General features: G+C 67.4%; 20 protein-coding genes and 1 pseudogene. 10 read left to right on the forward strand and 11 right to left on the reverse strand.

Features of this window, described 5'->3' with window-relative positions; genetic code table 11:
- Nucleotides 1-3: 3 nt before the first annotated feature.
- Nucleotides 4-843, forward strand: a complete 840-nt coding sequence (locus OHA40_RS34125) for an alpha/beta fold hydrolase (protein ID WP_330230919.1) — start codon at nt 4-6, stop codon at nt 841-843.
- Between the two features lie 142 nt (nt 844-985).
- On the opposite strand, the gene OHA40_RS34130 is transcribed toward OHA40_RS34125, so the two are convergent.
- A complete protein-coding gene (locus tag OHA40_RS34130; RefSeq protein ID WP_330230920.1) occupies nt 986-1384 on the reverse strand; it encodes a winged helix-turn-helix transcriptional regulator in 399 nt (132 codons plus the stop codon).
- Nucleotides 1385-1453: 69 nt separating this feature from the next.
- Between OHA40_RS34130 and OHA40_RS34135 the strand changes: the two genes are divergently transcribed.
- Entirely contained in the window at nt 1454-2095 is a 642-nt protein-coding gene (locus tag OHA40_RS34135; RefSeq protein ID WP_330230921.1) for a nitroreductase family protein, read from the forward strand.
- A 257-nt stretch (nt 2096-2352) separates the two neighbouring features.
- Here the strand turns inward: OHA40_RS34135 and OHA40_RS34140 are convergent, their stop codons facing one another.
- The 3 genes from OHA40_RS34140 to OHA40_RS34150 form a co-directional block, all read right to left on the reverse strand.
- Nucleotides 2353-3783 (reverse strand): S8 family serine peptidase, encoded by a 1431-nt coding sequence (locus OHA40_RS34140; protein ID WP_330230922.1) that lies wholly within the window; start codon nt 3781-3783, stop codon nt 2353-2355.
- Between the two features lie 42 nt (nt 3784-3825).
- Nucleotides 3826-4422, reverse strand: coding sequence for an HdeD family acid-resistance protein (locus OHA40_RS34145; RefSeq protein WP_330230923.1), 597 nt, complete (start codon nt 4420-4422; stop codon nt 3826-3828).
- Between the two features lie 439 nt (nt 4423-4861).
- Nucleotides 4862-5815, reverse strand: coding sequence for a hypothetical protein (locus OHA40_RS34150; RefSeq protein ID WP_330230924.1), 954 nt, complete (start codon nt 5813-5815; stop codon nt 4862-4864).
- A gap of 469 nt (nt 5816-6284) precedes the next feature.
- On the opposite strand from OHA40_RS34150, the gene OHA40_RS34155 reads away from it, so the two are divergent.
- From OHA40_RS34155 to OHA40_RS34165, 3 genes are all read left to right on the forward strand, one after another.
- Entirely contained in the window at nt 6285-6734 is a 450-nt protein-coding gene (locus OHA40_RS34155) for a helix-turn-helix transcriptional regulator (protein WP_330230925.1), read from the forward strand.
- Nucleotides 6735-6739: 5 nt separating this feature from the next.
- Nucleotides 6740-7150 carry a VOC family protein gene (locus tag OHA40_RS34160; RefSeq protein WP_330230926.1) on the forward strand — a complete coding sequence of 137 codons (411 nt, stop codon included), beginning with the start codon at nt 6740-6742 and terminating at the stop codon, nt 7148-7150.
- A gap of 560 nt (nt 7151-7710) precedes the next feature.
- Nucleotides 7711-10101 carry an excinuclease ABC subunit UvrA gene (locus tag OHA40_RS34165; RefSeq protein WP_330234473.1) on the forward strand — a complete coding sequence of 797 codons (2391 nt, stop codon included), beginning with the start codon at nt 7711-7713 and terminating at the stop codon, nt 10099-10101.
- Here the strand turns inward: OHA40_RS34165 and OHA40_RS34170 are convergent.
- On the reverse strand, nt 10086-11642 hold the full coding sequence (locus OHA40_RS34170) for an FAD-dependent monooxygenase (protein WP_330230927.1): 1557 nt from the start codon (nt 11640-11642) through the stop codon (nt 10086-10088). The genes OHA40_RS34165 and OHA40_RS34170 overlap by 16 nt on opposite strands.
- A 102-nt stretch (nt 11643-11744) precedes the next feature.
- Here OHA40_RS34170 and OHA40_RS34175 point away from each other — a divergent pair, with 102 nt between their 5' ends.
- Nucleotides 11745-12386, forward strand: coding sequence for a TetR/AcrR family transcriptional regulator (locus OHA40_RS34175; RefSeq protein ID WP_330230928.1), 642 nt, complete (start codon nt 11745-11747; stop codon nt 12384-12386).
- Nucleotides 12387-12811: 425 nt separating this feature from the next.
- Here the strand turns inward: OHA40_RS34175 and OHA40_RS34180 are convergent, their stop codons facing one another.
- Together OHA40_RS34180 and OHA40_RS34185 are read right to left on the reverse strand one after the other, a co-directional pair.
- On the reverse strand, nt 12812-13354 hold the full coding sequence (locus OHA40_RS34180; RefSeq protein WP_330230929.1) for a nuclear transport factor 2 family protein: 543 nt from the start codon (nt 13352-13354) through the stop codon (nt 12812-12814).
- Between the two features lie 253 nt (nt 13355-13607).
- Nucleotides 13608-13898, reverse strand: coding sequence for a hypothetical protein (locus OHA40_RS34185; protein ID WP_330230930.1), 291 nt, complete (start codon nt 13896-13898; stop codon nt 13608-13610).
- Between the two features lie 378 nt (nt 13899-14276).
- Between OHA40_RS34185 and OHA40_RS34190 the strand changes: the two genes are divergently transcribed.
- Together OHA40_RS34190 and OHA40_RS34195 are read left to right on the forward strand one after the other, a co-directional pair.
- Complete coding sequence (locus OHA40_RS34190) at nt 14277-14561, forward strand: hypothetical protein (protein WP_330230931.1); 285 nt, start codon at nt 14277-14279, stop codon at nt 14559-14561.
- A 55-nt stretch (nt 14562-14616) separates the two neighbouring features.
- Nucleotides 14617-14908: pseudogene (locus tag OHA40_RS34195) on the forward strand (Tn3 family transposase); the annotation flags it as partial.
- Between the two features lie 87 nt (nt 14909-14995).
- On the opposite strand, the gene OHA40_RS34200 reads toward OHA40_RS34195, so the two are convergent.
- The gene (locus tag OHA40_RS34200; RefSeq protein ID WP_330230933.1) at nt 14996-15433 is read right to left on the reverse strand and encodes a MarR family winged helix-turn-helix transcriptional regulator; all 438 of its coding nucleotides are present in this window, start codon (nt 15431-15433) and stop codon (nt 14996-14998) included.
- Between the two features lie 85 nt (nt 15434-15518).
- Here OHA40_RS34200 and OHA40_RS34205 point away from each other — a divergent pair, with 85 nt between their 5' ends.
- Both OHA40_RS34205 and OHA40_RS34210 read left to right on the forward strand, forming a co-directional pair.
- Complete coding sequence (locus OHA40_RS34205; protein WP_330230934.1) at nt 15519-16760, forward strand: epoxide hydrolase family protein; 1242 nt, start codon at nt 15519-15521, stop codon at nt 16758-16760.
- A 707-nt stretch (nt 16761-17467) separates the two neighbouring features.
- Nucleotides 17468-18097, forward strand: a complete 630-nt coding sequence (locus OHA40_RS34210; RefSeq protein ID WP_330230935.1) for a DinB family protein — start codon at nt 17468-17470, stop codon at nt 18095-18097.
- A gap of 59 nt (nt 18098-18156) precedes the next feature.
- On the opposite strand, the gene OHA40_RS34215 is transcribed toward OHA40_RS34210, so the two are convergent.
- From OHA40_RS34215 to OHA40_RS34225, 3 genes are all read right to left on the reverse strand, one after another.
- Entirely contained in the window at nt 18157-19005 is an 849-nt protein-coding gene (locus OHA40_RS34215; protein WP_330230936.1) for an alpha/beta fold hydrolase, read from the reverse strand.
- Complete coding sequence (locus tag OHA40_RS34220; protein WP_330230937.1) at nt 19002-19433, reverse strand: MarR family winged helix-turn-helix transcriptional regulator; 432 nt, start codon at nt 19431-19433, stop codon at nt 19002-19004. Before OHA40_RS34220 ends, OHA40_RS34215 begins: the two co-directional genes overlap by 4 nt.
- A 682-nt stretch (nt 19434-20115) precedes the next feature.
- The gene (locus OHA40_RS34225; protein WP_330230938.1) at nt 20116-21054 is read right to left on the reverse strand and encodes an SMP-30/gluconolactonase/LRE family protein; all 939 of its coding nucleotides are present in this window, start codon (nt 21052-21054) and stop codon (nt 20116-20118) included.
- Nucleotides 21055-21114 lie beyond the last annotated feature (60 nt).

A 21114-nucleotide genomic window follows, 5' to 3' on the forward strand; every position in this document is an offset into this window, starting at 1 on the left:
GGCATGCGATCCGCCACCCTGAAAGTCCCCGGGGCGACTCTGTATTACGAAGTGCGCGGCACCGGGCCGGTGCTTCTGCTGCTGTGCGGCAGCGGCGGCGACGCGGCCGTCTTCGACCCCGTCGTCGAGCCCCTGGCCGAGCACTTCACGGTGGTCACCTTCGATCCCCGCGGCTACTCGCGCAGTGTGCTGGACGCCGACGCCACCGTCGACATCGCGGTCGAGGTGCAGTGCGACGACGCCCACCGGCTGCTCGAACACCTCTCGCCCGCAGGCGAAGCCGCCTACGTGTTCGGCGGCAGCGGCGGCGCGGTTGTCGCGCTGGACCTGCTCGCCCGGCACCCGGCGCACCTGCGGCTCGTGGTCGCGCACGAGCCGCCGTGTTTCGCGGTGCTGCCCGACGCGGCCGAACACAAGGCGTTCGTCGACGAGGTATACGAACTATTCCGCACCGAGGGTCTTGCCGCCGCAGGCGCGCGCTTCCTCGACGGCATCGGCGGCGGAATGCGTCCCATGCCCGATCCCGCCGAACTACCGCCGCGCGCGGCCGCAATGATCGAACGCATACACGCGAACGCGCCTCGCATGATGGCGCACGAATTACGCGTCGTCACATCCCACCAGCCGAATGTTGCGGCCTTGGCACCCCTCGCCGACCGCTTGGTCCTCGGCGCGGGCCGCGAGGGCAGGGGCAAACTCCCCTACCGCCCGGCCGAGACACTGGCGGCGCAACTGCACATCCCTTTGACCGAGTTCCCCGGCGGACACAGCGGATTCACCGACGCACCCGCCGAATTCGGCGAGCTTCTGCTCGATCTGCTGCTGGCTGCTCGCGTGCGCTGACCATCGCACCGGTCGGCTCGGTCGCGCTCCGGGCTCGGTCTCGACCGCGCCTGCGATGTCGTGTGGCGCACCGAGCCCCTCGGTGACAGCCGATTGCCAAACTTCGCCGCGTGCGGTCCAGCGCGCGGGTTCCCGGAGCGAATCACGCCGAATCCTCCGCGTGCCGAACGCCTGCGCCGCGGCGTGCCGACCCGATGCGGTTGACATTGGTTTCGATCCACTCTCGCAGCGCCGCGATGGGGACTCGCAGGCTGTGGCCGAGATCGGTGAGCGTGTACTCGACCCGCGGCGGCACGGTGGGGTGCACGGTGCGGACCACGAAACCGTCGGCCTCCAACCGACGCAACGTCTGAGTCAGCATTTTCTGCGATATGCCCTCGATGCGGTGGTGCAGGTCCGTGTACCGCATGGTGCCCTCGGCCAGGGCGTCCACGATGAGCACGGTCCACTTGCCTGCGATGTGGTCGAGCATCTGCCGGGTGGGGCATTTCGCGGAATAGACGTCAGCGGGCAGGCCCGACGATTCGACGTATGTACGCACCTTTTGGAGTGTAGCGCACAATAAGGTGCTGTCTTCCTATTGGTGCGTAACTAACCGATAGTGTGAAACATGGAGAAGCAAGCCCTTTCGGTTTCCGAGGCCATCCGCGGCCGCCGCACCGTCCGCCACTACCGTCCCGATCCGGTCCCGGCCCAAGTCCTCGACGAACTGCTGGATCTCACCGTGCAGGCACCCAGCGCGTGGAACATGCAGGACCGCTCGATCGTCGTCGTGACCAGCGAATCCCGCCGCCGGGAATTGTCCGCCGCCGCCTACGGTCAGCCGCAGCCGCTCGAAGCGCCGGTCACGCTAGTTTTCGTCGCCGACAGCACGGCATGGGAAGCCCCCAACACCGACATCGCCGAACAGGCACGCCGCAACGGTGCTTGGAACGCCGAGTTCACCGCCCTTTTCGACAGCCGCGCGGAGTTCCACGACCTGCGCCGACGTGATCTGCTGCGGGAAAACGCCGTCAAGAACGCCATGATCGCGGCCACTTACACAATGCTGGCCGCCACCGCACTCGGGTTGGCCTCGGCGCCGATGAACGGATGGGATCCCGACCTGGTCAAGAAGGCGATCGGTATCGACGACCAACCCGCACTGGCCATCGCCGTTCTGGTGACAGTCGGATACAGCGATGCCACACCGCCGTATCCGGGACGCCGCGCCACCGAACGCATCGTCTTCCACGAGCGATTCGCCGCCTGAAGACCGGCGCGCAGGCGTTCGTCACCCGCCGCAGAGAGCATTCCAATTGCTTTCGGTTGACGTAATAATAGTGATGGATGATTCCATTGTCGGCAATCGGCCAAGTGGTGCTTACCGTGCCGCCGCCACGACGATCGAGCACAGCGGGACATCGGCGCCGCCGCGAACTCGGAGCGGTCGGCCGCACTCGGCACCTCGGTAAGCCGCGCTTCTCGGCCACAGTTGGCAAAGCCGGCGTCCCGCACCAGCGATCCGCCCTACCCCGGCCCGAGCAGCGACCGCAGGTCCGGCAGGTTGCCGATGCGCTGAGTCGCGGGACGCCCCGGAGCGTCGGTCTGCGGCGAGCCGGTTTCGCGTAGCCGGGTCCGCACCTCCGCGGGCGTCTTGCGTCCGGCGCCGGCACCGCTCATGCCCTGATAGCTCGCTACCGCGCCGACCACGATCGGCGACGCGCTCGAGGTTCCGCTGAATACGTCGGTGTACCAGAGGTCCTCGTCGGCGCCGCCCTGCAAGTCGCCGTAGCCGGTGGTGGTGACCTCCAGCCCCCAGCCCTGGGCGTCGACGCGCTCGCCGTAGTTGGAGAACGCCAGCCGGGAGCGGGCCGGGCCGTGATCGCGGCCGCGGAATCCCGATGGTGGCGCACCCGCGCCGACGATGATCGCCCCGGAGTCGGCCGTGCCGCCGCGAAAAGGGTTGCGCCACGTGGTCGGAAACTCCTGGGGGCGGGTGTCATACAGCGCGCTATCCAGATCCTCGCCGCCGTTGCCTGCGGCCTCCACCACGGTCACACCTTTGCCGATCGCGTACCGGATCGCCGCCGAGTCGTCGGGCCACCATTCGATCGGAATGTAGCCGCGCTGGTCGGCCCGGCCCGTGTAGTCGAATCGCGGGCCGGGACGGTGCACTTCGAGCAGCATCACATCGCCGGGATGCAACGCGTCCGCGGCCGAACGGATCGCGGCCGCCGATCCGGACCCGAAGATCGATACCGCCCGGATATGGGCCTCCGGCACGATGCCGATGATGCCGTAGGGGTTCACGTCACCACTGATCACGCCCGCGACAGCGGTACCGTGGTCACGCCAGCCCCGATCCGGTGATGGTGTGCCTCCGATCACCCCGCCCTGGTTGACCTGCAAATCCTCATGGGTGAACCGCCAGGATCCCTCGACATCTACCACCCGGACACCCGCGCCGCGCCCTCCGGGAACCGTCCACGCCCAGTGCGCGTCGATCCCCTCCGGCGCGGCGTCCAGATACCCCTGGCGCGCTGCGAAATCCGGGGTGACCGGCGGTGCGTCGGCAGCGGAACGAGCGGTGACCGCGACGACGCCTTCCGGCGCGATCGGCGGTTCGGCGGGCGGTTTCACATACGCTGCCGCCACGGTGTCGTCGTCGCGCAGCTGCGCAGCGAGTTCGTTGAGTTCGCCGTCGACGCCGCGGGCGTAGAAGTAGTTCAAGTATTCCGACCCGGTTTCTTCGAGCGTGGTGCCGGTGAGCCGGCTCTGCAATCGATTGGCAGGCCCGAAGATCCGCAGCAGTTCCCCACCCTCCGGAAGCCGCATGCCCAGGTGTGACTGCACGCTGCGGCTCTCACCGAGGGCGCTCGGCGTGATCGCGGCATCGGCGGTGTGGGTGACCACGATCAGTTCGGCGGGCGATCGGAACTTCGGATGCTGGGATGCCATGGTGCCCAGTCAACCCGGAGGGAGCGCCGGTCGCCACCGCGCTCACCTGTCCACGGGTGCGGTCGGCGCCATCCCGGGTAGCACGACCACGCCGGACCGGGTGGCCGTGCCGCTGAGGACCTCCAGCGCGCCGATCGCCATCAGGCACAATCCGACCGCCCAGCCGAGCGCGTCCAGCGAATCGAACGGCAGCGCACCGACAATCACGCCGAGCGTCAGCGTGATCAAGCCGAACACCTCTTGCCGTGCACGCCCGGGCAGGTCATCGACCCACACCGCCACGGTGGCATGACAGATTCCGCGAATCGTCCAGGCGAGCCCGATCCAGAACGACAGCAGCAGTGCCGAATTGCCGCCCGCGAAGCACAGCATCGCCAACAGGGCCGACATGACGCCGCTGACCAGCACCAGCACTCGCAGGGCGGTGGCGAACCGGGCGCCGACCGCGAGGATCAGCTGGAGCACGCCGTTGAGCAGAAGGTAGCCGCCGGACAGCAATTCCGCTGTCGGCAGCGACTTGTGCGGCCACACCGCTAGTGCCACACCCACGATCATCGAGCAGGCGCCGACCACCAGTACCGACTGCCGGGCTCCGCCGGCCAGTGGTTCCGTCCGCCCTTCCACCACAGTTTCGGGCATAGCTACATGATATGACCGATATTCGGTTAGCGAACCGTTTGCCCCGTTGGCGCACCGATATTCGTTCGACGCCCCGGCACGGGACTCGCCGATCCGAGCCCGAGTGTCGCGAACGACCGAGGGAGCTCGGTCCTGCCGACCGGGAAGCAAAACCTTACTGTCGCGGACGGCGGATCGCTGGGCCGCGTCGGACTCCACCTCGAATTACCCGGCGAACAGGACGAATACCCCACCGGCGGTAGTGCCGTCCGCGCGCGGCCAGGGGCGCGGTGACATGGCCGGAACCCGATCTTCCGCCTTGCGGCGTCCAGAGGCGATTGATCCGCACGACCCGCTCGCCTACCGGGACGTAGGTGCGGGATGGCCTGTCAAGTGCAGAATCGAATCCCGGTGCGGGGACAGGAGAGTCGGCGACATCTCGAGCCGCGATGTTCGATGATCACGTGGCCTCGCTCTCGCCGGATCCAGTAGCGGGTGGTTTGCGACGTATTTCGGCGAGGAGTTCGTCGAGTTGGGCTTCGGCGCGTTCGGCGCGAGCGAGGGTTTGGGCGCGGGCTTCGTCGAGGGCCGCGAGTCGCTGGGCGGCTTCAGTGCGAACCTTGTCGATGGCCGCGGCGGCGTCGGCGCGAGCCGCGGAGAGGTCGGCGGCGGCGGCGCGGCGGAATTCGGTGAGTTCGGCGCGAGTGGTGTCGAGTTCGGCACGCACCCTGCGCCATTCGGCCCGCGCCTCGTCGGCGGCTTCAGCTCGTTCTGTCGCAGCCTGTTCGGCGCGCTCGGTCGCGCGTTCGGCGTCGGTCGCGCGTTGGATGGCGAGCTCACGTTCGGAGTTGGCCGCGCTGACCTGCGCGGCTGCTTCGCGTTGGGCGTGCGCGATCTCCGTTTCCGCGTGGCGCTCCGCGCGCTGGACCTGTTCGGCGGCATCGTGTTCGACGCGTTCGATTTCCTCGGCGGTCTCGCGGCGCACGGTGCGGATCTCGGCTTCGGCGTCGCTGCGCGCGACGAACACGTCATCGGCTGCTTGCTTGGCGACTCGTTCGACTTCCCGCAGTGCGTCCTCGCGCGCCGAGTTCGCCTCGGCGATCAGCCCTTCGGCCCGTTCGGCGGCATTCACGGCGTCCTCGGCCGCCGACTCGGCGAGGGTCCTCGCTTCCTGCGCCTCCCTGCGTGCCTGCTCGGCCGCCACCGCGGCGGCCTCGGCCTCGGCAATCCGCCGCGCCGCGTCCGCCTGCACCGCTTGGACCTGAGCCTCGGCTGTGGACGGGTCGGCGAGCGTGGACAATTCCGCGACAGCGGCATGCAACGTGGTGTTCAACTGACCGGCGAGCCCCCGGAACTGGGTGAGCAGCTCATCAGCACGCAATCGCGCGGCAGTCACCGGACCCTGTTGCGTCACAGTGACAACGGTGGCGGGGGCCTCCGATTCCTTTTGCAGCCGTTGCCGCTCTCGCCATGCGCGCCATCGCGTGTGATCCGGATGGTCGCAGTACTCCGATGGCCGACCGGGCCCGCCTCCCCGCGTCAAGGGACGAGAGCAGCCCGGATAGTTGCACACGTTGGACACCGCGAAATCGTAACGTTGGCTTCGTTGTCACCTCGGCACCTATGGTTCCGCACGGATCACCGCCGAACCGCGCGAACACAATGAGCGGGTGACCGCCGAGACCGTAGCCACGATCATGACAGACATCGGGATCGCGAATGGTCTTGTGCGCGATCCGCGACGAACACCCCCGTCGCGTGCTGATACGCCTCCTCGACGGTGTCCTCGAACGTGGAGCACGCCGGACCAGAGCGGACGCGGAGTGTGGGCGGGACACCGGCGGCGCTAGGCAACTCCGGTGCAACGTGGCACGATCACGAAGGTGACCAGCAAACCCGCCGCGCAGCAACACCTGCGCGACCTCGCACGGCTGCGCCGCGTCCGCGACCGCATCGACCGGGGGTACGCCCAGCCGCTGGACGTCGAGGCGCTCGCCCGCGACGCCCACATGTCGGCCGGGCACCTCAGCCGCCAGTTCCGGCTCGCCTACGGCGAGTCGCCGTACGGCTACCTGATGACGCGGCGCATCGAGCGCGCGATGGCGCTGCTGCGCCGTGGCGACCTCAGCGTCACCGAGGTCTGTTTCGCGGTCGGCTGCCAGTCGCTGGGCACCTTCAGCACTCGCTTCACCGAGCTGGTCGGTATACCTCCGAGCACCTACCGGCGTGAGGCGGCGCTCGCGACGGCGGGAATGCCGTCGTGCATCGCCAAACAGGTGACCAGACCGATCAGGAATCGAGAAGCGCAGACCCGTGAGCCGCGCCTAGCGTGACTGGCATGGACATCACCATTCACGCGAGCTTCCTGCCGCACAACGACCCGGAGGCTGCCCTGGCCTTCTACGGCGAAACCCTCGGTTTCGAGGTCCGCAAAGACGTGGGATACGGCGGGATGCGCTGGCTCACGGTCGGTCCTGCCGACCAGCCCGGCACGTCCATCGTGTTGTATCCGCCGGGTGCCGACCCGGGCGTCACCGATGAGGAGCGCCGCACCATCGAGGAGATGATGGCAAAGGGCACCTACGCTGCTCTGCTGCTGGCCACCAAGGACCTCGACGGCGCGTTCGATCGGGTGCAGGCCGGCGGCGCCGAGGTCGTCCAGGAGCCGACCGAGCAGCCGTATGGCGTTCGCGACTGTGCCTTCCGCGATCCCGCGGGCAACTTGGTCCGCATCCAGGAGCTGCGCTGAGCCGTCCGGCAATCGCAGCCATGACCTGCACAGACGGCACAGTGGATTGCCCGCGCGCGACGGCCTGGTTGCCAGCGGCAGCGATCCGAGGGCAACCACCCGAGCTGCTTTCCGACCGATGAGTGCCGCCCCCTCCCGCGCTGGGCGTCGTCGCGACACCGAGCATCCGCTCACCCACGACAAAGAGGTCTGGGTGAGGCGGGTGAGGGTGCGGCCCTCGACGCGCTGCCGCCGGAGCAGGTGACCGGTTCGTCGCGCACAGCCTCTTCGACCCGGGTGCTCCGAGCCACGCAGTGTCGCGGGTTTCCCCTCGCGCCGCATCCGGGCTTGGCGCGAGGTGCGTGCTCGACAGCCGCTGGTTGGCCTGACGCCCCGGCCGAGCGCGCCGCGCGGCCGGGCCACGGGCCGAGGCGGCGTGGTTGCCTCGGTTCTCGCGCCCCGGCCTACAGCGCCGAAGAAGGAGAACCGGACGCACTGCTCGAAGCTGGTTAGATCGAGCCAGGCGACGCCTACGGAGACCGCGACGGCGGCCCCGCCTAACAGATGGAGACACGATGAGCATGACCACGAGGACGGATACGCAGTTGCCCGCACCGTACGCTGCCGACAGCCACGATCTGATCCGCGTGCACGGCGCGCGCGTGAACAATCTCCAAGACGTCAGCATCGAGATCCCGAAGCGTCGGCTGACCGTGTTCACCGGCGTCTCCGGCTCGGGCAAGAGCTCGCTGGTGTTCGGCACGATCGCCGCGGAGTCGCAGCGGCTGATCAACGAAACCTACAGCGCGTTCGTGCAGGGCTTCATGCCGACGCTCGCGCGGCCCGAGGTCGACGTACTCGACGGCCTGACCACCGCGATCACCGTCGACCAGCAGCGGATGGTCGCCGATCCCCGCTCCACGGTCGGCACCGCCACCGACGCCAACGCGATGCTGCGCATCCTCTTCAGTCGGCTCGGGCAGCCGCACATCGGTCCGCCCAGCGCGTTCTCCTTCAACACCGCCTCGGTCCGGGCGAGCGGTGCGATCACGGTCGAACGCGGTGAGGGCAAGACCAAGGCCGTGAAAGCGACCTTCAACCGCACCGGCGGTATGTGCACACGCTGCGAAGGCCGGGGCACGGTCTCCGATATCGACCTCACCCAGCTCTACGACGACTCCAAGTCGCTCGCCGACGGCGCGTTCACCATCCCCGGCTGGAAGTCCGACAGCTTCTGGACGGTGCGGGTCTACGCCGAGTCGGGCTTCGTCGACCCGAACAAGCCGATCCGCAAGTACACCAAGAAGGAGCTACAGGACTTCCTCTACAAAGAGCCGGTCAAGGTGAAGGTCGACGGCGTCAACCTGACCTACGAGGGACTGATTCCCAAGGTGCAGAAGTCGTTCCTGTCCAAGGACCCCGAGGCGATGCAGCCGCACATCCGGGCGTTCGTGGAGCGGGCGGTCACCTTCACCATCTGTCCGGAATGCGATGGCACCCGGCTCAGCGAGGCGGCTCGCTCCTCCCGGATCGGCGGGATCACTATCGCCGACGTCTGTGCGATGCAGATCAGCGACCTCGCCGAATGGGTGCGTGGCCTCGACGACCCGTCGGTCGCGCCCTTGCTCACCGCGTTGGCACATACTCTCGACTCGTTCGTGGAGATCGGGCTGGGCTACCTTTCGCTCGACCGGCCGTCGGGCACGCTGTCGGGTGGCGAGGCGCAGCGCGTCAAGATGATCCGCCACCTCGGCTCCTCGCTCACCGACGTCACCTACGTCTTCGACGAGCCCACCATCGGCCTGCACCCGCACGACATCCAGCGGATGAACGACCTGCTGCTGCGGCTGCGCGACAAGGGCAACACAGTTCTCGTCGTCGAGCACAAGCCGGAGGCGATCACGATCGCCGACCACGTCGTCGACCTCGGCCCCGGCGCCGGTACGGCGGGCGGCACCGTCTGCTACGAAGGCACCGTCGAGGGGCTGCGGGCCAGCGGCACCGTCACCGGCCGCCATTTCGACGACCGCGCCGCCCTCAAGAAGACGGTGCGCAAGCCCGCCGGCACGCTGGAGATCCGCGCCGCGGCGGCGAACAATCTGCGTGACGTCGACGTCGACGTCCCGCTGGGGGTACTCTGCGTCGTCACCGGCGTCGCCGGTTCCGGCAAGAGCTCACTGATCCACAGTTCCATCCCCGCCTCGGCCGGCGTGGTGTCGGTCGACCAGGCACCCATCCGCGGCTCGCGGCGCAGCAACCCGGCGACATACACCGGGCTGCTCGACCCGATTCGCAAGGCGTTCGCGAAAGTCAACGGTGTGAAGCCGGCGCTGTTCAGCGCCAACTCCGAGGGCGCCTGCCCCACCTGCAACGGCGCCGGAGTCATCTACACCGACCTGGCGATGATGGCCGGTGTCACCACCACGTGCGAGGAGTGCGAGGGGAAGCGGTATCAGGCAGCGGTGCTCGAGTACCACCTCGGCGGCCGCGACATCAGCGAGGTGCTCGCGATGTCGGTGACCGAGGCCGAGGAGTTCTTCGGCGGCGGCGAGGCGCGTACGCCGGCCGCGCATGCCATCCTCGCTCGGCTCGCCGACGTCGGGCTGGGCTACCTCAGCCTCGGCCAGCCGCTCACCACACTGTCCGGCGGCGAGCGGCAGCGGCTCAAGCTGGCCACCCACATGGCCGACAAGGGCGGCGTCTACGTCCTCGACGAGCCGACCACCGGCCTGCACCTCGCCGACGTCGAACAGCTGCTCGGCCTGCTCGATCGGCTCGTCGACTCCGGCAAGTCGGTCATCGTCATCGAGCACCACCAGGCGGTCATGGCGCACGCCGACTGGATCATCGACCTCGGCCCCGGCGCAGGCCACGACGGCGGCCGGATCGTCTTTGAGGGCACCCCCGCCGACCTCGTCGCCGCCCGCTCCACCCTCACCGGCGAGCACTTGGCCGCCTACGTCGGCGCCTGACCAGTCCTCAGCCAGCGCTGCACTGCCGCGCGGAGTGCCTCTCGGTCCGCGGCGTCCGGGTGGGGTGCTGCGGTTGCCCAGGCGACGTAGCAGTCCGGGCGGAGGAGCAGCGCGGTGGGCGAGCCGGGCTGGGGGCGTGCGGTGACGACGTCGAGTCGGCCGTGCCATCCGGGCAGCGTTCCCGCCAGGCACGTGTCGTCGGTCAGGTCGAGCAGCAGTGGCCGCGCGGTCCTGGTCAGTTCAGCCAGCCGGACTGTCCCGTTCGGGGTGCGCAGTTCCATGTCCGGGGCGAACCGGCCGATGAGCGGGTGGGTGTCGGCCGCGCCCATGTCGTAGGGGATGTCAGCGCCTGCGGTGAGGGCCGCGAGACGCTGCACGGTGTCCTGGTCGCGCAGGAGTTCGGAGAACAGTGCGCGCAGGGAGGTGACGTCGCTGCCCGGGGCGATCAGTGCGGATTGCGCTTGGGCGTAGGTGACCATGCGGGACGCGGCTTGCCGACGTTCGGTCTCATAGCTGTCCAGCAGCTCGGCCGGTGCGTCGCCGCGGATGTCGGCGGCGAGTTTCCAGCCGAGGTTGGCCGCGTCCTGCAGGCCGAGGTTGAGACCCGGGCCGCCTCCTGCGGTGTAGATATGGGCGGCGTCGCCGACCAGGAACACGCGGCGGTCTCGGAAGCGATCGGCGATTCGGGTGTTGCCACCGTCGAGCCGACGCAGCACATGCGGTCCCTGGCCGGTGGGCGGGCCGAATGGCACGTCGGCGGCGAGTACTCGGCGAACGCTGGCCAGAAGCTCGTCGAGGCTCATCGGAGCGTCGGTCTCGGGCTGGTCCCACTCGATGGTGCTGATCAGCGGCGGGTGACCCGGGAACGGCGCGTAGGAGAACCCGCCGCGCTCGGTGCGCAGCGGCAGGAACGGCCGGACGGTCCCGTAGCCGGGCACGGTCAGCGCACCGGTCTCCGGGTCCACCCAATCGGACGGGACGGTGGCGTGCGCCGCCCGGCTGGTCGTGCGGTCGTAGGTGACACCGGGAAATCCGATGCCGGACAGCTTGCGGGTGACGCTGTGCGCCCCGTCAGCGCCGACGAGATAACGGGCCCGCAGGCGGTAAGTTCGGTCCGGGCCTGCGACGTCCACGGTCACCGCGTCGCCGTCCTGCGTCAGGCCGACGACCTCGTGCCCGCGCCGGATGTCCGCGCCGAGCTCGCCCGCACGCTCTTCCAGAACCTGCGTGATGTGGCGCTGCGGCGCCGCCAGCCCGTAGATCGGGCTGTCATCGAGCAGGCTCAGGTCCAGTGGCATCGCCGCGAACATGAAGTAGGTGGAGTTCGGTTGCGGCGGTGCGGGGCTGCCGCTGAGCCGCTCGTAGAGGCCCCGCCGGTCGACCAGTTGCACGACCTGGCCGAGCAGCCCATTCGCTTTCGGTTCCTCGCTCGGTGCGGCCAGCCGCTCCAGCACAAGAGACCGGATCCCGGCCAGGCCCAGCTCGCAGGCCAGCATCAGCCCGTTCGGGCCACCTCCGCTGATCACGACATCGACGGTCACGAGTGACTTCTCCTTTCGGTCGAGCATGCGGACCTCAGGCTAGGAAGAAACTTGCGCGCACGCAAGTTTGCGCACACGTACTAAAGGTGCAATGCTGGGACGGTGACCACACGACGGACGGGGTTGCGCGAGCAGAAGAAGCAGGCCACCCGGGAAGCGTTGCGCGAGGCGGCGCTCCGGCTGGCGCTCGAGCGCGGCCCGGACAACGTGCGCGTCGATGACATCGCGGAGGCCGCCGGCGTCTCCCCGAGGACCTACAACAACTACTTCTCCAGTCGTGAACAGGCGATCGTCGCCGCCGTCACCACCGAACGGGAAACACGGGTCGGGGCCGCAGTGGCCGACCAGCCCGCCGACGTCCGCCTCGCCGATGCCGTCATCGACGCGATCGTGGATCAGTACACCGCCCAGGGCGACCCCGGTCGCGACGTGCTGCTGCTGATCACCACGCGCCCCGCACTGCATGACGCGTTCGTCCATACCGCCACCGCGATCGAACATCCTCTCGCCGACGCGATCGGCGAACGCCTCGGCGACGCCGACCCGCACACCGCCCGCGTGCTCGCGGCCAGCGTGACCGCCGCGGTCCGTGTCGCGCTCGAACAATGGCTGCAACCGACCCCCGCGAACAGCGGACTCGTCGTGCCGTCCGGCGCACTACCGCAGCTACTCCGCGCCACACTCGCACCACTCGCCCCGGCATTCGACGCCGCCCAGAAACGATCACACCGCCCGCATAAGTGAACCGCAACCGACCCCCCGAACAGCGGACTTCAGCAGATTTCCCGGTTTCCGTCGAGTAATGGACCGCGACTATTTCGGGCCACTCTGATCATGTCGGCTGCTGGGCGATGGGGGCTCGCCGTCTACCAGATGAATTGTCGTTCCGGATGCGCGCGATTCAAGGGCACAATACATACGATCGAACGGGGTCTTCGTATCGCCGATTCCCTGGTCGGTGGCCGACCGGAAGCGATGTAGTGCGGTCGCTGCCTGGCACTGCCGCGACGTAGTGTGGCGCCAGTAGGGCAAGTGAGCAGGGCGGTGATCGCGACGAGTTCAGGGTGGGTGGTGGCTCGGCACTCGCCGCCGGCGATGTTGTCCCGAGCGGAGGGACCGACCGACGCGGTAGTTGCGTCGGCCAGGAGTCCCGGAACGGCGTGACCGGATCAGGACGGCAGAGTGCCTGTAGTCCAGACGGGTGCGGTTTCCACGCGTGAGAATCGCCAGCCTTCGGGGGTGCGGACGGCGTCGAATCGGTAGCCCCCTCCCGCTGCGAACAGGGGTTCCGGGGCCATCCTGCCGTCCACGGTGGATGTCGGAACAATCGCGAGGACTGCGTTCGCCCGGACCGCCGCGCGGTCGCCCGCCAAGTCGATCTGCACGTTGCTGATGTAGTGCGGCTGTCGTCGTTCGTTCGAATGGTTCCGACTGGCCAACGCGATCACGGCGTCACGTCCTTGCGCCTCGCCGCCGGGAGACTTGGCCTTCACGTCGGCGGTGTAGATCGTGTTGAACGTGTCGAATCGACCTTCGTCGAGGGCGGTTGCAAGACGGTCGACCAAGGCATGGATCTCGTGACGGTCCAGCAGTTCTCGCAGTTGCCGCCGGGTGGAGTCATCCTCGGTCGCGGTGGCGCCGGTCGAGCACGCGGCGGCCAGCAGCGCCAACGGCAACGCAAGGATCGGGAGTGTACGGCGGAGCTTGTTCATCGGGCCCTTTCGACATTATGATTGGTCGCCCCAACGTGGGCTAGGCCAACGATAACATTTGTGGGTCACACCAACAAGCGTTCCCGACCGACCCGCAGGAGCTGCCGGCTGCTGCGGTGGCGTATGGGTAGAGCACACCGTCGAGTTGGTGGCCCAGCTCGTGGGCTACGAGCCGGGCCAGGCCACAGTGGTAATCGGTACTGTCAGACGGCAACGACCGCGAGGTCCGCGCCGCGGGATATGCCGCAGCCGATCACGCTGACCCGGTTGACGGCGTTGTGCTGGGTTCGGTCGGCGAGCAGCGGTAGAGCTTACCGTCGATCGTCGCCCAAGTTTGGCTCCTACCCAGGTACTTGCACTGGTCGATGTCCGACTGGAGGTAGAGGCCCCCCACGCAATGGGTGACAGCCGAAATAGTCCCCTGATTCGAGCTGTACTCGACGCAGTCGGGCGCCGGCTCGAGCTCCTCCGCCTGCGCAACGGCCGTACCGCACAACAGCATCGGCCCTGCGACCAGCAGACCACCAACGATCCTCTTCAGCACGAAGACTCCTCTCGATTTCTCACCGGCATCCTGTCGGGCAGTGATCATGACACATCGGCATCAAATCCGTTGAGCCCGCACCAGATTCAGGCGCCGGGTAGCACGACCTCAGCGCAGTCAGGCGGACCGCGACCGCCTACCCGTACCGGTCTTCGCCGGTGTCGTGAACGTCTGGGTGTCGTTCTGGCGTCCGATGCACCGCTGTCCTCCGCTGGGTGGTTGCTCTGAGGACCCCGGCCGTCGTCACCGATAACGCTGCACCGCTCTGTCTTAGTGGGTGGAGTCCTTGGGTTGATGATCCCTCTTGCGACAGAGTGCAGGATGGCTGCGCGGGTGTGCGTGGAAATCGCCCCCGGCCGCGCATTAGGGTCTGACCGCATGGCAGTCCTCTCCCGTCCCATCGGAAGCCTGGCGATCGTACTCGGTGTGGCCGTTGCGATTCCGATGCTCGCGACCCTGGCCTTCGCGGCCATCGGCCACCCCGAATGCGCGACCATCCCGCAAGATGTGGGCCCCTGCGGATACTGGGCCCGTGTGGCGGAATACGGGCCGTTCATCATGCTGTGGGGAACGGTCGTCACCGCAGGCTTCGGAGCAACGGTGTGGCTGGTAGTCGTCGCCGTACTCGGTCTCTTCGCAGCGCTACGCCCTCGCCGCGAGTAATCCGGCACCGGCTCAGCGGACCAGATCCTGACCGGCCGTCAATCTACTCGTCCATCTGCTGTACGCGCATGAGGGCATGAGCCGCGCCCGCCAGCTCGAAGACCAGACCGAACAAGCCTGGTGTTCGACCTGGCCACCAACGCCGTGATCGCTTGGACCACAGAGTATTACGGCCTGGCGGTGGAGCAGATGCGCCGGGCGGGGCGACGCATCGACGACGATGTGCTGGCACATATCAGCCCGGCGCACAGCGAGAACATCAACTTCTTCGGCGCAATCGAGGTCGACATCGACGCCGAGCTCGGGCCGACGGGTATCGGCCGCTCCGGGTCCGCGACACCCTCTTCCGACCTGGACCCCGTACTCCGGCTGCCTCTCACCTACGTCCTGTAGTGGCGATGAGCGAGCGGTAGGTCGCGGGTAGATCCTGTGTGTCAGCGCTCTCGTTCCAGCTGGGCGAGCCGGGTGAGGGCGGGTAGCGCGGCGGCGAGAGCCTGACGGTGTGCGGCGCTCAACTCGGAGACCATCGGAGCCAGGTGCCGGACCCGGTCGTCGTGGCGGGTTTGCCGCACCTGCCGGCCCGCCTCGGTGAGGTGCACGATCACGGCCCGTCCATCGTCAGGGTCACGGCGGCGCAGCACCAGCCCGTCGCGCTCCAAGCGCGCGATGAGTTGAGTGATGCCCGGCTGGGTCAGCTGCTCGGTCTCGGTCAGATCGCTCAGCCGCGCCGGGCCCCGGTGAGCCAGGGTGTCGAGCACCGACAGTGTGGTGAACGGCAGCTTCTCCCGTACCGGGATGCGGATGTAGACGCGGTTGAAGTCCTCGATCACCGCGGCGAAGGTGTCCACGTCGAAAGCGTCGATGTCGTCCACACGAGCAAGTATATCCGGGACTTATAAAAGTTGATTAAATAAGCTACTTATGTAAGGTGGACACCCTAACGGTGCAGGAGGCCAGATGAGCGACAGAACCCGCGATGTGCGACCGTTCCCCTTGACGCCGACGGAGATTCACGTCCCCGACAGCGTCCTCACCGACCTGCGGCAGCGCCTGGATCTGACCCGCCTGCCCGAGGATGTCGGCAATGAAGACTGGTATTACGGCGTGCCTCGCAGCTATCTCCAGGAGCTCGTCGACTACTGGCGCAGCGGATACGACTGGCGCGCAGCCGAAGCCGAGATCAACACCTACCAGCATTACAAGATCGAAATCGACGGGGTGCCAGTACATTTCATGCGCAGGCCCGGCGTCGGCCCGAATCCGACACCGCTGATTCTGACACATGGCTGGCCCTGGACGTTCTGGCACTGGTCCAAGGTCGCCGACTTGCTGGCGGATCCAGGGGCGCACGGCGGTGATCCGGCCGAGGCGTTCGACGTGATCGTGCCCTCGTTTCCCGGCTTCGGGTTCTCCAGCCCGCTGGCGAACCGCCCGGATCTGAACTTCTGGAAGGTCGCCGACCTCTGGCACACGCTCATGACCGATGTTCTGGGCTACGAGAAATACGGTGCCGCCGGCTGCGACGTGGGCGCGCTGGTCACCGCGCAGCTCGGCCACAAGTACGCCGACGAGTTGTACGCCATCCACATCGGATCCGGACTGAAACTCACCCTGTTCAACGGCGATCGCGCCTGGGACTTCAGCGGCGGCCTACCGATTCCCGACAGCCTGCCCGCCGAGGCACGCGCACGAATCGTGGAGCTGGACAAGCGTTTCGCCGTCCACCTGGCCGCCCACCTCCTCGCCCCCAGCACCCTCGCCCACGCCCTGTCCGATTCCCCGGCGGGCATGCTGGCATGGATCCTGGAACGTTGGTTCAAATGGAGCGACAACGGCGGCGACATCGAAACCGTGTTCAGCAGAGACGATCTCCTCACCCACGCCACGATTTATTGGGCCACCAACACCATCGGCACCTCGATACGCCTCTACGCCAACCACAACCGCTACCCCTGGACGCCTTCCCACGAGCGTCTGCCAGTCGTGCAGGCCCCCACCGGCATCACCTTCGTCGGCTACGAGAACCCACCCGGCATCAGCACCGCCCAACGCGTCGAACACTTCCGCGCCAGCGACCGCGCCCAGTGGTACAACCACGTCAACCTCACCGTCCACGACCACGGCGGCCACTTCATCCCCTGGGAAATCCCCGACCAATGGACCGGCGACCTACGCCGCACCTTCCGGGGACGGCGCTGACACGCAACAAACTCAACACCAGGCGAATACCCGCACATGCCGCCTGTCGCGCGCTCGGCAGCTTTACCCGAGCGATTTCGCTACCCCGGATAACGGGCTGCTGCTGTACGAGACGTGCGCCCGCGTCGAGGAACTGCTGCAGATCAACATCGAGGACCTGGACCTGGCCGGCCGCAGCGCCCCGGTGAAGTCCACAGGCGCCAAGCCCCGCCGCCGAGGCCGGGCCGCCCGGGTCGTCACCAGCTCGACACTGCCACCGGACCAACGCACCGGGTCGGGAATGAGAATCACTGCCGCCCAACGTCTCCAAAACGAGAATCGCATCCGTGCTACTATCGAACGGCTCTTGCGCGGGGAGATTCCGCCCGGCGGGTGTTGCGATGTCAAGCCCCTCGCCGCCCAAGCCGGAGTCGACCGCACCGCCTTCTACGGCGGTCGGCCCTACGCCCATCTGAGGATGGAATTCGAGCAACGCCTCCGCGCGATGCAACAGGCCGGCGACATCCCGGACCCCCGCGGCACCCAGATCTTGTGACGCGAGGCCGACAACCGCGCGCTCAGCGAGCGGCTCGCCGAGGCCAGCGCCACGATCGACAAACTCACCGACTTCCGGACGCTCACCCTTGCCGGAATCGCCGCCCAGCACTACGAAATCCAGCGCCTCCGCACCGCCGCTTCCTCAACTCCGATCGTCACCCGTCCGCTACATGCCCCGCTGGACGGTCATCATCCCCCTGCTGACGGAGGCGCCGCAAAACCCGAAACCACTAGCCCGACAGTCAGATCCAACCCCAACCAACAGAATCGAGAAGACAATGACATGGTCGATACCACGAGTCACCACCGGTGCTGAACGCCACTTGATCGAGAGCCAGCTCGACCGCAACCGAGCCGAATTGGTCAATACCGTGCGCGGTCTGTCCGAAGAAGACGCCCGCCGTCGCCTCGTTGCGTCGATGACCACCCCGATCGGATTGCTCAAGCACGCCGCAGTCGCCGAACGGATCTGGTTCCAGCACGTCCTGGCAGGCCTGCCCAAGAGCGAATGCGACGGCGGCACGACGGCGGGCGACGCCAGTTTCGTCGTCGACGACAACGAAACTCTGGCCGACGTGATCGCCGAATTCGAGCGCGCCAGCGACCGCTCCCGCGCGATCGCAGCGGAATTCGACCTCGACGACACCAAGACACACCCCCACCTCGGTGACGTCAGCCTACGGTTTATCTGCCTGCTCCTGAGCGAGGACTTCGCACGTCACGCTGGCCACGGCGACATACTCCGCGAGCAGATCGAACATCCCGCCCTGCTGAACACCGATGCCCCAGAACAACCCTAACCAAGTGATGGAATAGCGGCTCCTGCGGAACACGGGGGCTCGATTGTTCGCTGTGGCCCTCAGTGTTCGAGGAGGAAGGTGATGACTCGCTCAGCGACGGTTTGTCCCGACTTCCCTTCGGGCCCGAAGTGGTCGAGTCCCTTCATGGTGTCGAGGGTGGCGTTGGGGAGTGTGTCGGTGAGGGCGTCGAGTTCTGCTCGGGTTGTCGAGGATGTGCGGGTTCCGCGAAGGATCAACGTCGCGGCGGTGAGGTTGGCGAACTCGTCGAGCCGGTCCTGCTGGGCGGCCAATTGCTCATGCTCGGCCAGGTTGGCTTCCAGGAGCGGACGCATCCGCTGCCATCGTTGTCCGCGGAACCCGATGCGCAATGCGGCGCGCAGATACCAGTGCGGCAGCTTGGTCACGAATCCCGGCGCGCCGCCGGATCCCTGAATGAAGTAGGCGAATGCGCCGTAGGGATCGCCGGCGGCCAGGCGGGCGCGGTAGAGAGCCATCCATTCGGTGGCGACATGCCCGCCGGGGGCTCCCGGCTCGTAGAGGGCTATGCGGTCGAACACCGGCGACGACCGCACGGTTTCGAGTATCGCGAGTCCGCCGTAGCTGTGACCGAACGCCAGTCGCGCGCCGGTGTCGGTGTGAACGGCGAGCAGGTCGTCGACTTCTTTCTGCAAGCTGTAGTCGTGCCCGAGTGGTCCGCTCGCGCCGCGCCCGCGCCGTTCGACGAGATGCACTGTGCAGGACTGAGCCAGTTCTGATGCCAGCGGCAGGTAGTCCTGTGCCGTGGACAGCGCGCCGCCAACCACGATCACACCAGGTCCGCTGCCCATCGATCGGTAGCTGATGGATGTGCGGTCCGCCGAGACGACCGAGCGTTGCCGAGTCGACGCGACAGGGGTGCCATAACTCATTTGAGGGCCTCCAGATGCTCGAAGGTGGTCAATAGGCGCGCGGTTTGCCGCGCGTATTCGTCGTAGGGCACACCGCTTTCGGCGACGACGGCCGCCAGCCTCTCTTCGAGGCCCTGCTGGGCGGCGGCCACCAGCTGTTTCCCTTTGCCGGTGAGGCTGAGCCGCCGGCTTCGCCCGCCTCCCGGGTCGGGTTGAACGACGAGTAACCCCTCCGCGGCCAGGACGGCCGTCATGCGACTGACCGACGGCTCCGTCACGCCGAGCCGGTCGGCAAGCGCCCGTTGCGTCGAGGCCCCCAACTCGCCAACGAACGTCAAAGCAAGGAATCGACTGTAGGACACGCCGTGCTCTGCGCGCAGGATTCGGTCTGCCGCCCTGTCCAAACGGGCCGTGAGAACGTGCAGGTCGAAGCTCAGTTTCCGCTCCATCCCTCTAACTTAACATGCTAAGTTAGCGAGGTAAGTCACTGCCGTTGGCTCGCTCAGCTGCTGCGGCGCAGGGCTCCGGTCGGCTTCACCAGACTCACTGAGTCGGGAAGGATCGGGGCGAGTCTAAGTATCGGATGAGATCAGAATCGGGTTCGAGCTCGAGGGGGCGTTCGCTGCCGAGGTCTTCGGCCCATCGGTAGAGACGTTGATGGCGGCCGGGCCCGCGTCGGCGGCCGCCATGGATGCGCCATCCGGATTCAGCGAAAAACGCCGTGCGCGTTCGATGGTCGGCGGCGATCCGCCGCCAGTAGGGCGAGATGAGCAGGGCGGTGACGTCGACGACCTTCGGGTAGGTCGCGGCGAGAAATCTGGGATCGTCGACAAAGACACGCCCTCGACCGACCGCACGTCTGACCACCGATAAGTGAACCTTATCGGCGGTCAGATTCGTTGGGTGTCACCGAAAATCGTGCATTTCAATACGTTTCGTTTCGTTTGTCGTGACGCTACGAATTATCAACGAAACATCGCGAAAACTGTGCACCCCCTTCGCGTGTCAGTTCTCGCTAGAAGTGGCGAATTCTCAATCGATCCGACGAGATCCGTCGTCGCGATCTCCTGCACGAAGATCCGCGCCATGCGGCGGCGCGTCCGTGAAGACTCCGGCCGACCCCGGACCCCCTCATCGGGGTCGAACGACCGCGACAGCGTTGTACGGTGTGGTCGGCGTCGGCGACGTGGTGAAGCGGGCGTTCGGCAGGTACAGGCACTCTCCGAACGCCGCGACGGTCGTCGGTATGTCGAAGCGCGGATCGGTGACGCGCCGCTCGACCGTGCCCGTCGTGCCCGCGCGGTCGAGTGCGACCACGGCGATCGCGTTGAGCCGGTTCTGGACGACATACAGCGTGTTGCCGTGCAATAGCAGTCCATCACCGCCCGGCACCGCCTCGGCGCCGAGAGCGACCTGCCGCGTCGTGCCCGTCGCGGGATCGATGCGGAAGAGGTGGCCGGTCACCGACTGCACGATGATCAGCGCGGTGCCGTCGGGCGTGCGCACGATCCCGTTGGCGTTGATCGCTCCGGGCACGTCAACGATGTCGCCGGTCAGCGGACGTCGTATCACCGCCGCGGGCGGCGGCAGCGCACCATCTCGGCCGAGGGGCAGGTGGTACAGCACGGGTGTGCGCGAGTCGGTGAACCACGCGCCCGTGGGTGTGAGCACCACGTCGTTGACGAACGTGTCCGGCGGTGTTGCGAGCCGGTAGCTCGCCAGCAGCGCGCCCGTACGGGTGTCCACGACGCGGGCGTCGCCGCCGGTGCCGCCGGCGACGAACAGCCGACCGCGATGGTCGATTTCGAGCCCGAGCGACGGCGTCCCCGTCCCGGGGCTCAGGATGTCGCCCTGCCCGGTCACCAGGCTGACGCGGTAGATGGAACCGTCTGCCCGCGAGCCGAAGTAGGCCACCGGCAGCGACCCGATCGCGATACCCTCCGGCTGGAACCCCGTGGGTAGGTCGATCGTGGCGGGGCACACCGGGCGGTGCGCCGCCGCACGGTCCGCGGGTACCAGCACCACGCCGAGGCAGGCGAGCGCAACCGAGATACCGAGCACTCGCTTCATCTCATCGTTCCCTCCATCGTCTTGTGCGGACGGATCCGCCGGCACGATCAGCTGCTTCCA

Source organism: Nocardia sp. NBC_00508, assembly GCF_036346875.1.
Lineage (GTDB): Bacteria > Actinomycetota > Actinomycetes > Mycobacteriales > Mycobacteriaceae > Nocardia.

Bases quoted from the DNA above. Each gene is read 5' to 3' on its own strand.
- OHA40_RS34165 (WP_330234473.1), top strand. From the start codon at position 7,711: ATGACCACGAGGACGGATACGCAGTTGCCCGCACCGTACGCTGCCGAC.
- OHA40_RS34215 (WP_330230936.1), bottom strand. From the start codon at position 19,005: ATGAGTTATGGCACCCCTGTCGCGTCGACTCGGCAACGCTCGGTCGTC.
- OHA40_RS34160 (WP_330230926.1), top strand. From the start codon at position 6,740: ATGGACATCACCATTCACGCGAGCTTCCTGCCGCACAACGACCCGGAG.
- OHA40_RS34205 (WP_330230934.1), top strand. From the start codon at position 15,519: ATGAGCGACAGAACCCGCGATGTGCGACCGTTCCCCTTGACGCCGACG.
- OHA40_RS34135 (WP_330230921.1), top strand. From the start codon at position 1,454: ATGGAGAAGCAAGCCCTTTCGGTTTCCGAGGCCATCCGCGGCCGCCGC.
- OHA40_RS34180 (WP_330230929.1), bottom strand. From the start codon at position 13,354: ATGAACAAGCTCCGCCGTACACTCCCGATCCTTGCGTTGCCGTTGGCG.
- OHA40_RS34145 (WP_330230923.1), bottom strand. From the start codon at position 4,422: ATGCCCGAAACTGTGGTGGAAGGGCGGACGGAACCACTGGCCGGCGGA.
- OHA40_RS34210 (WP_330230935.1), top strand. From the start codon at position 17,468: ATGCCCCGCTGGACGGTCATCATCCCCCTGCTGACGGAGGCGCCGCAA.
- OHA40_RS34220 (WP_330230937.1), bottom strand. From the start codon at position 19,433: ATGGAGCGGAAACTGAGCTTCGACCTGCACGTTCTCACGGCCCGTTTG.
- OHA40_RS34125 (WP_330230919.1), top strand. From the start codon at position 4: ATGCGATCCGCCACCCTGAAAGTCCCCGGGGCGACTCTGTATTACGAA.
- OHA40_RS34190 (WP_330230931.1), top strand. From the start codon at position 14,277: ATGGCAGTCCTCTCCCGTCCCATCGGAAGCCTGGCGATCGTACTCGGT.
- OHA40_RS34225 (WP_330230938.1), bottom strand. From the start codon at position 21,054: ATGAAGCGAGTGCTCGGTATCTCGGTTGCGCTCGCCTGCCTCGGCGTG.
- OHA40_RS34140 (WP_330230922.1), bottom strand. From the start codon at position 3,783: ATGGCATCCCAGCATCCGAAGTTCCGATCGCCCGCCGAACTGATCGTG.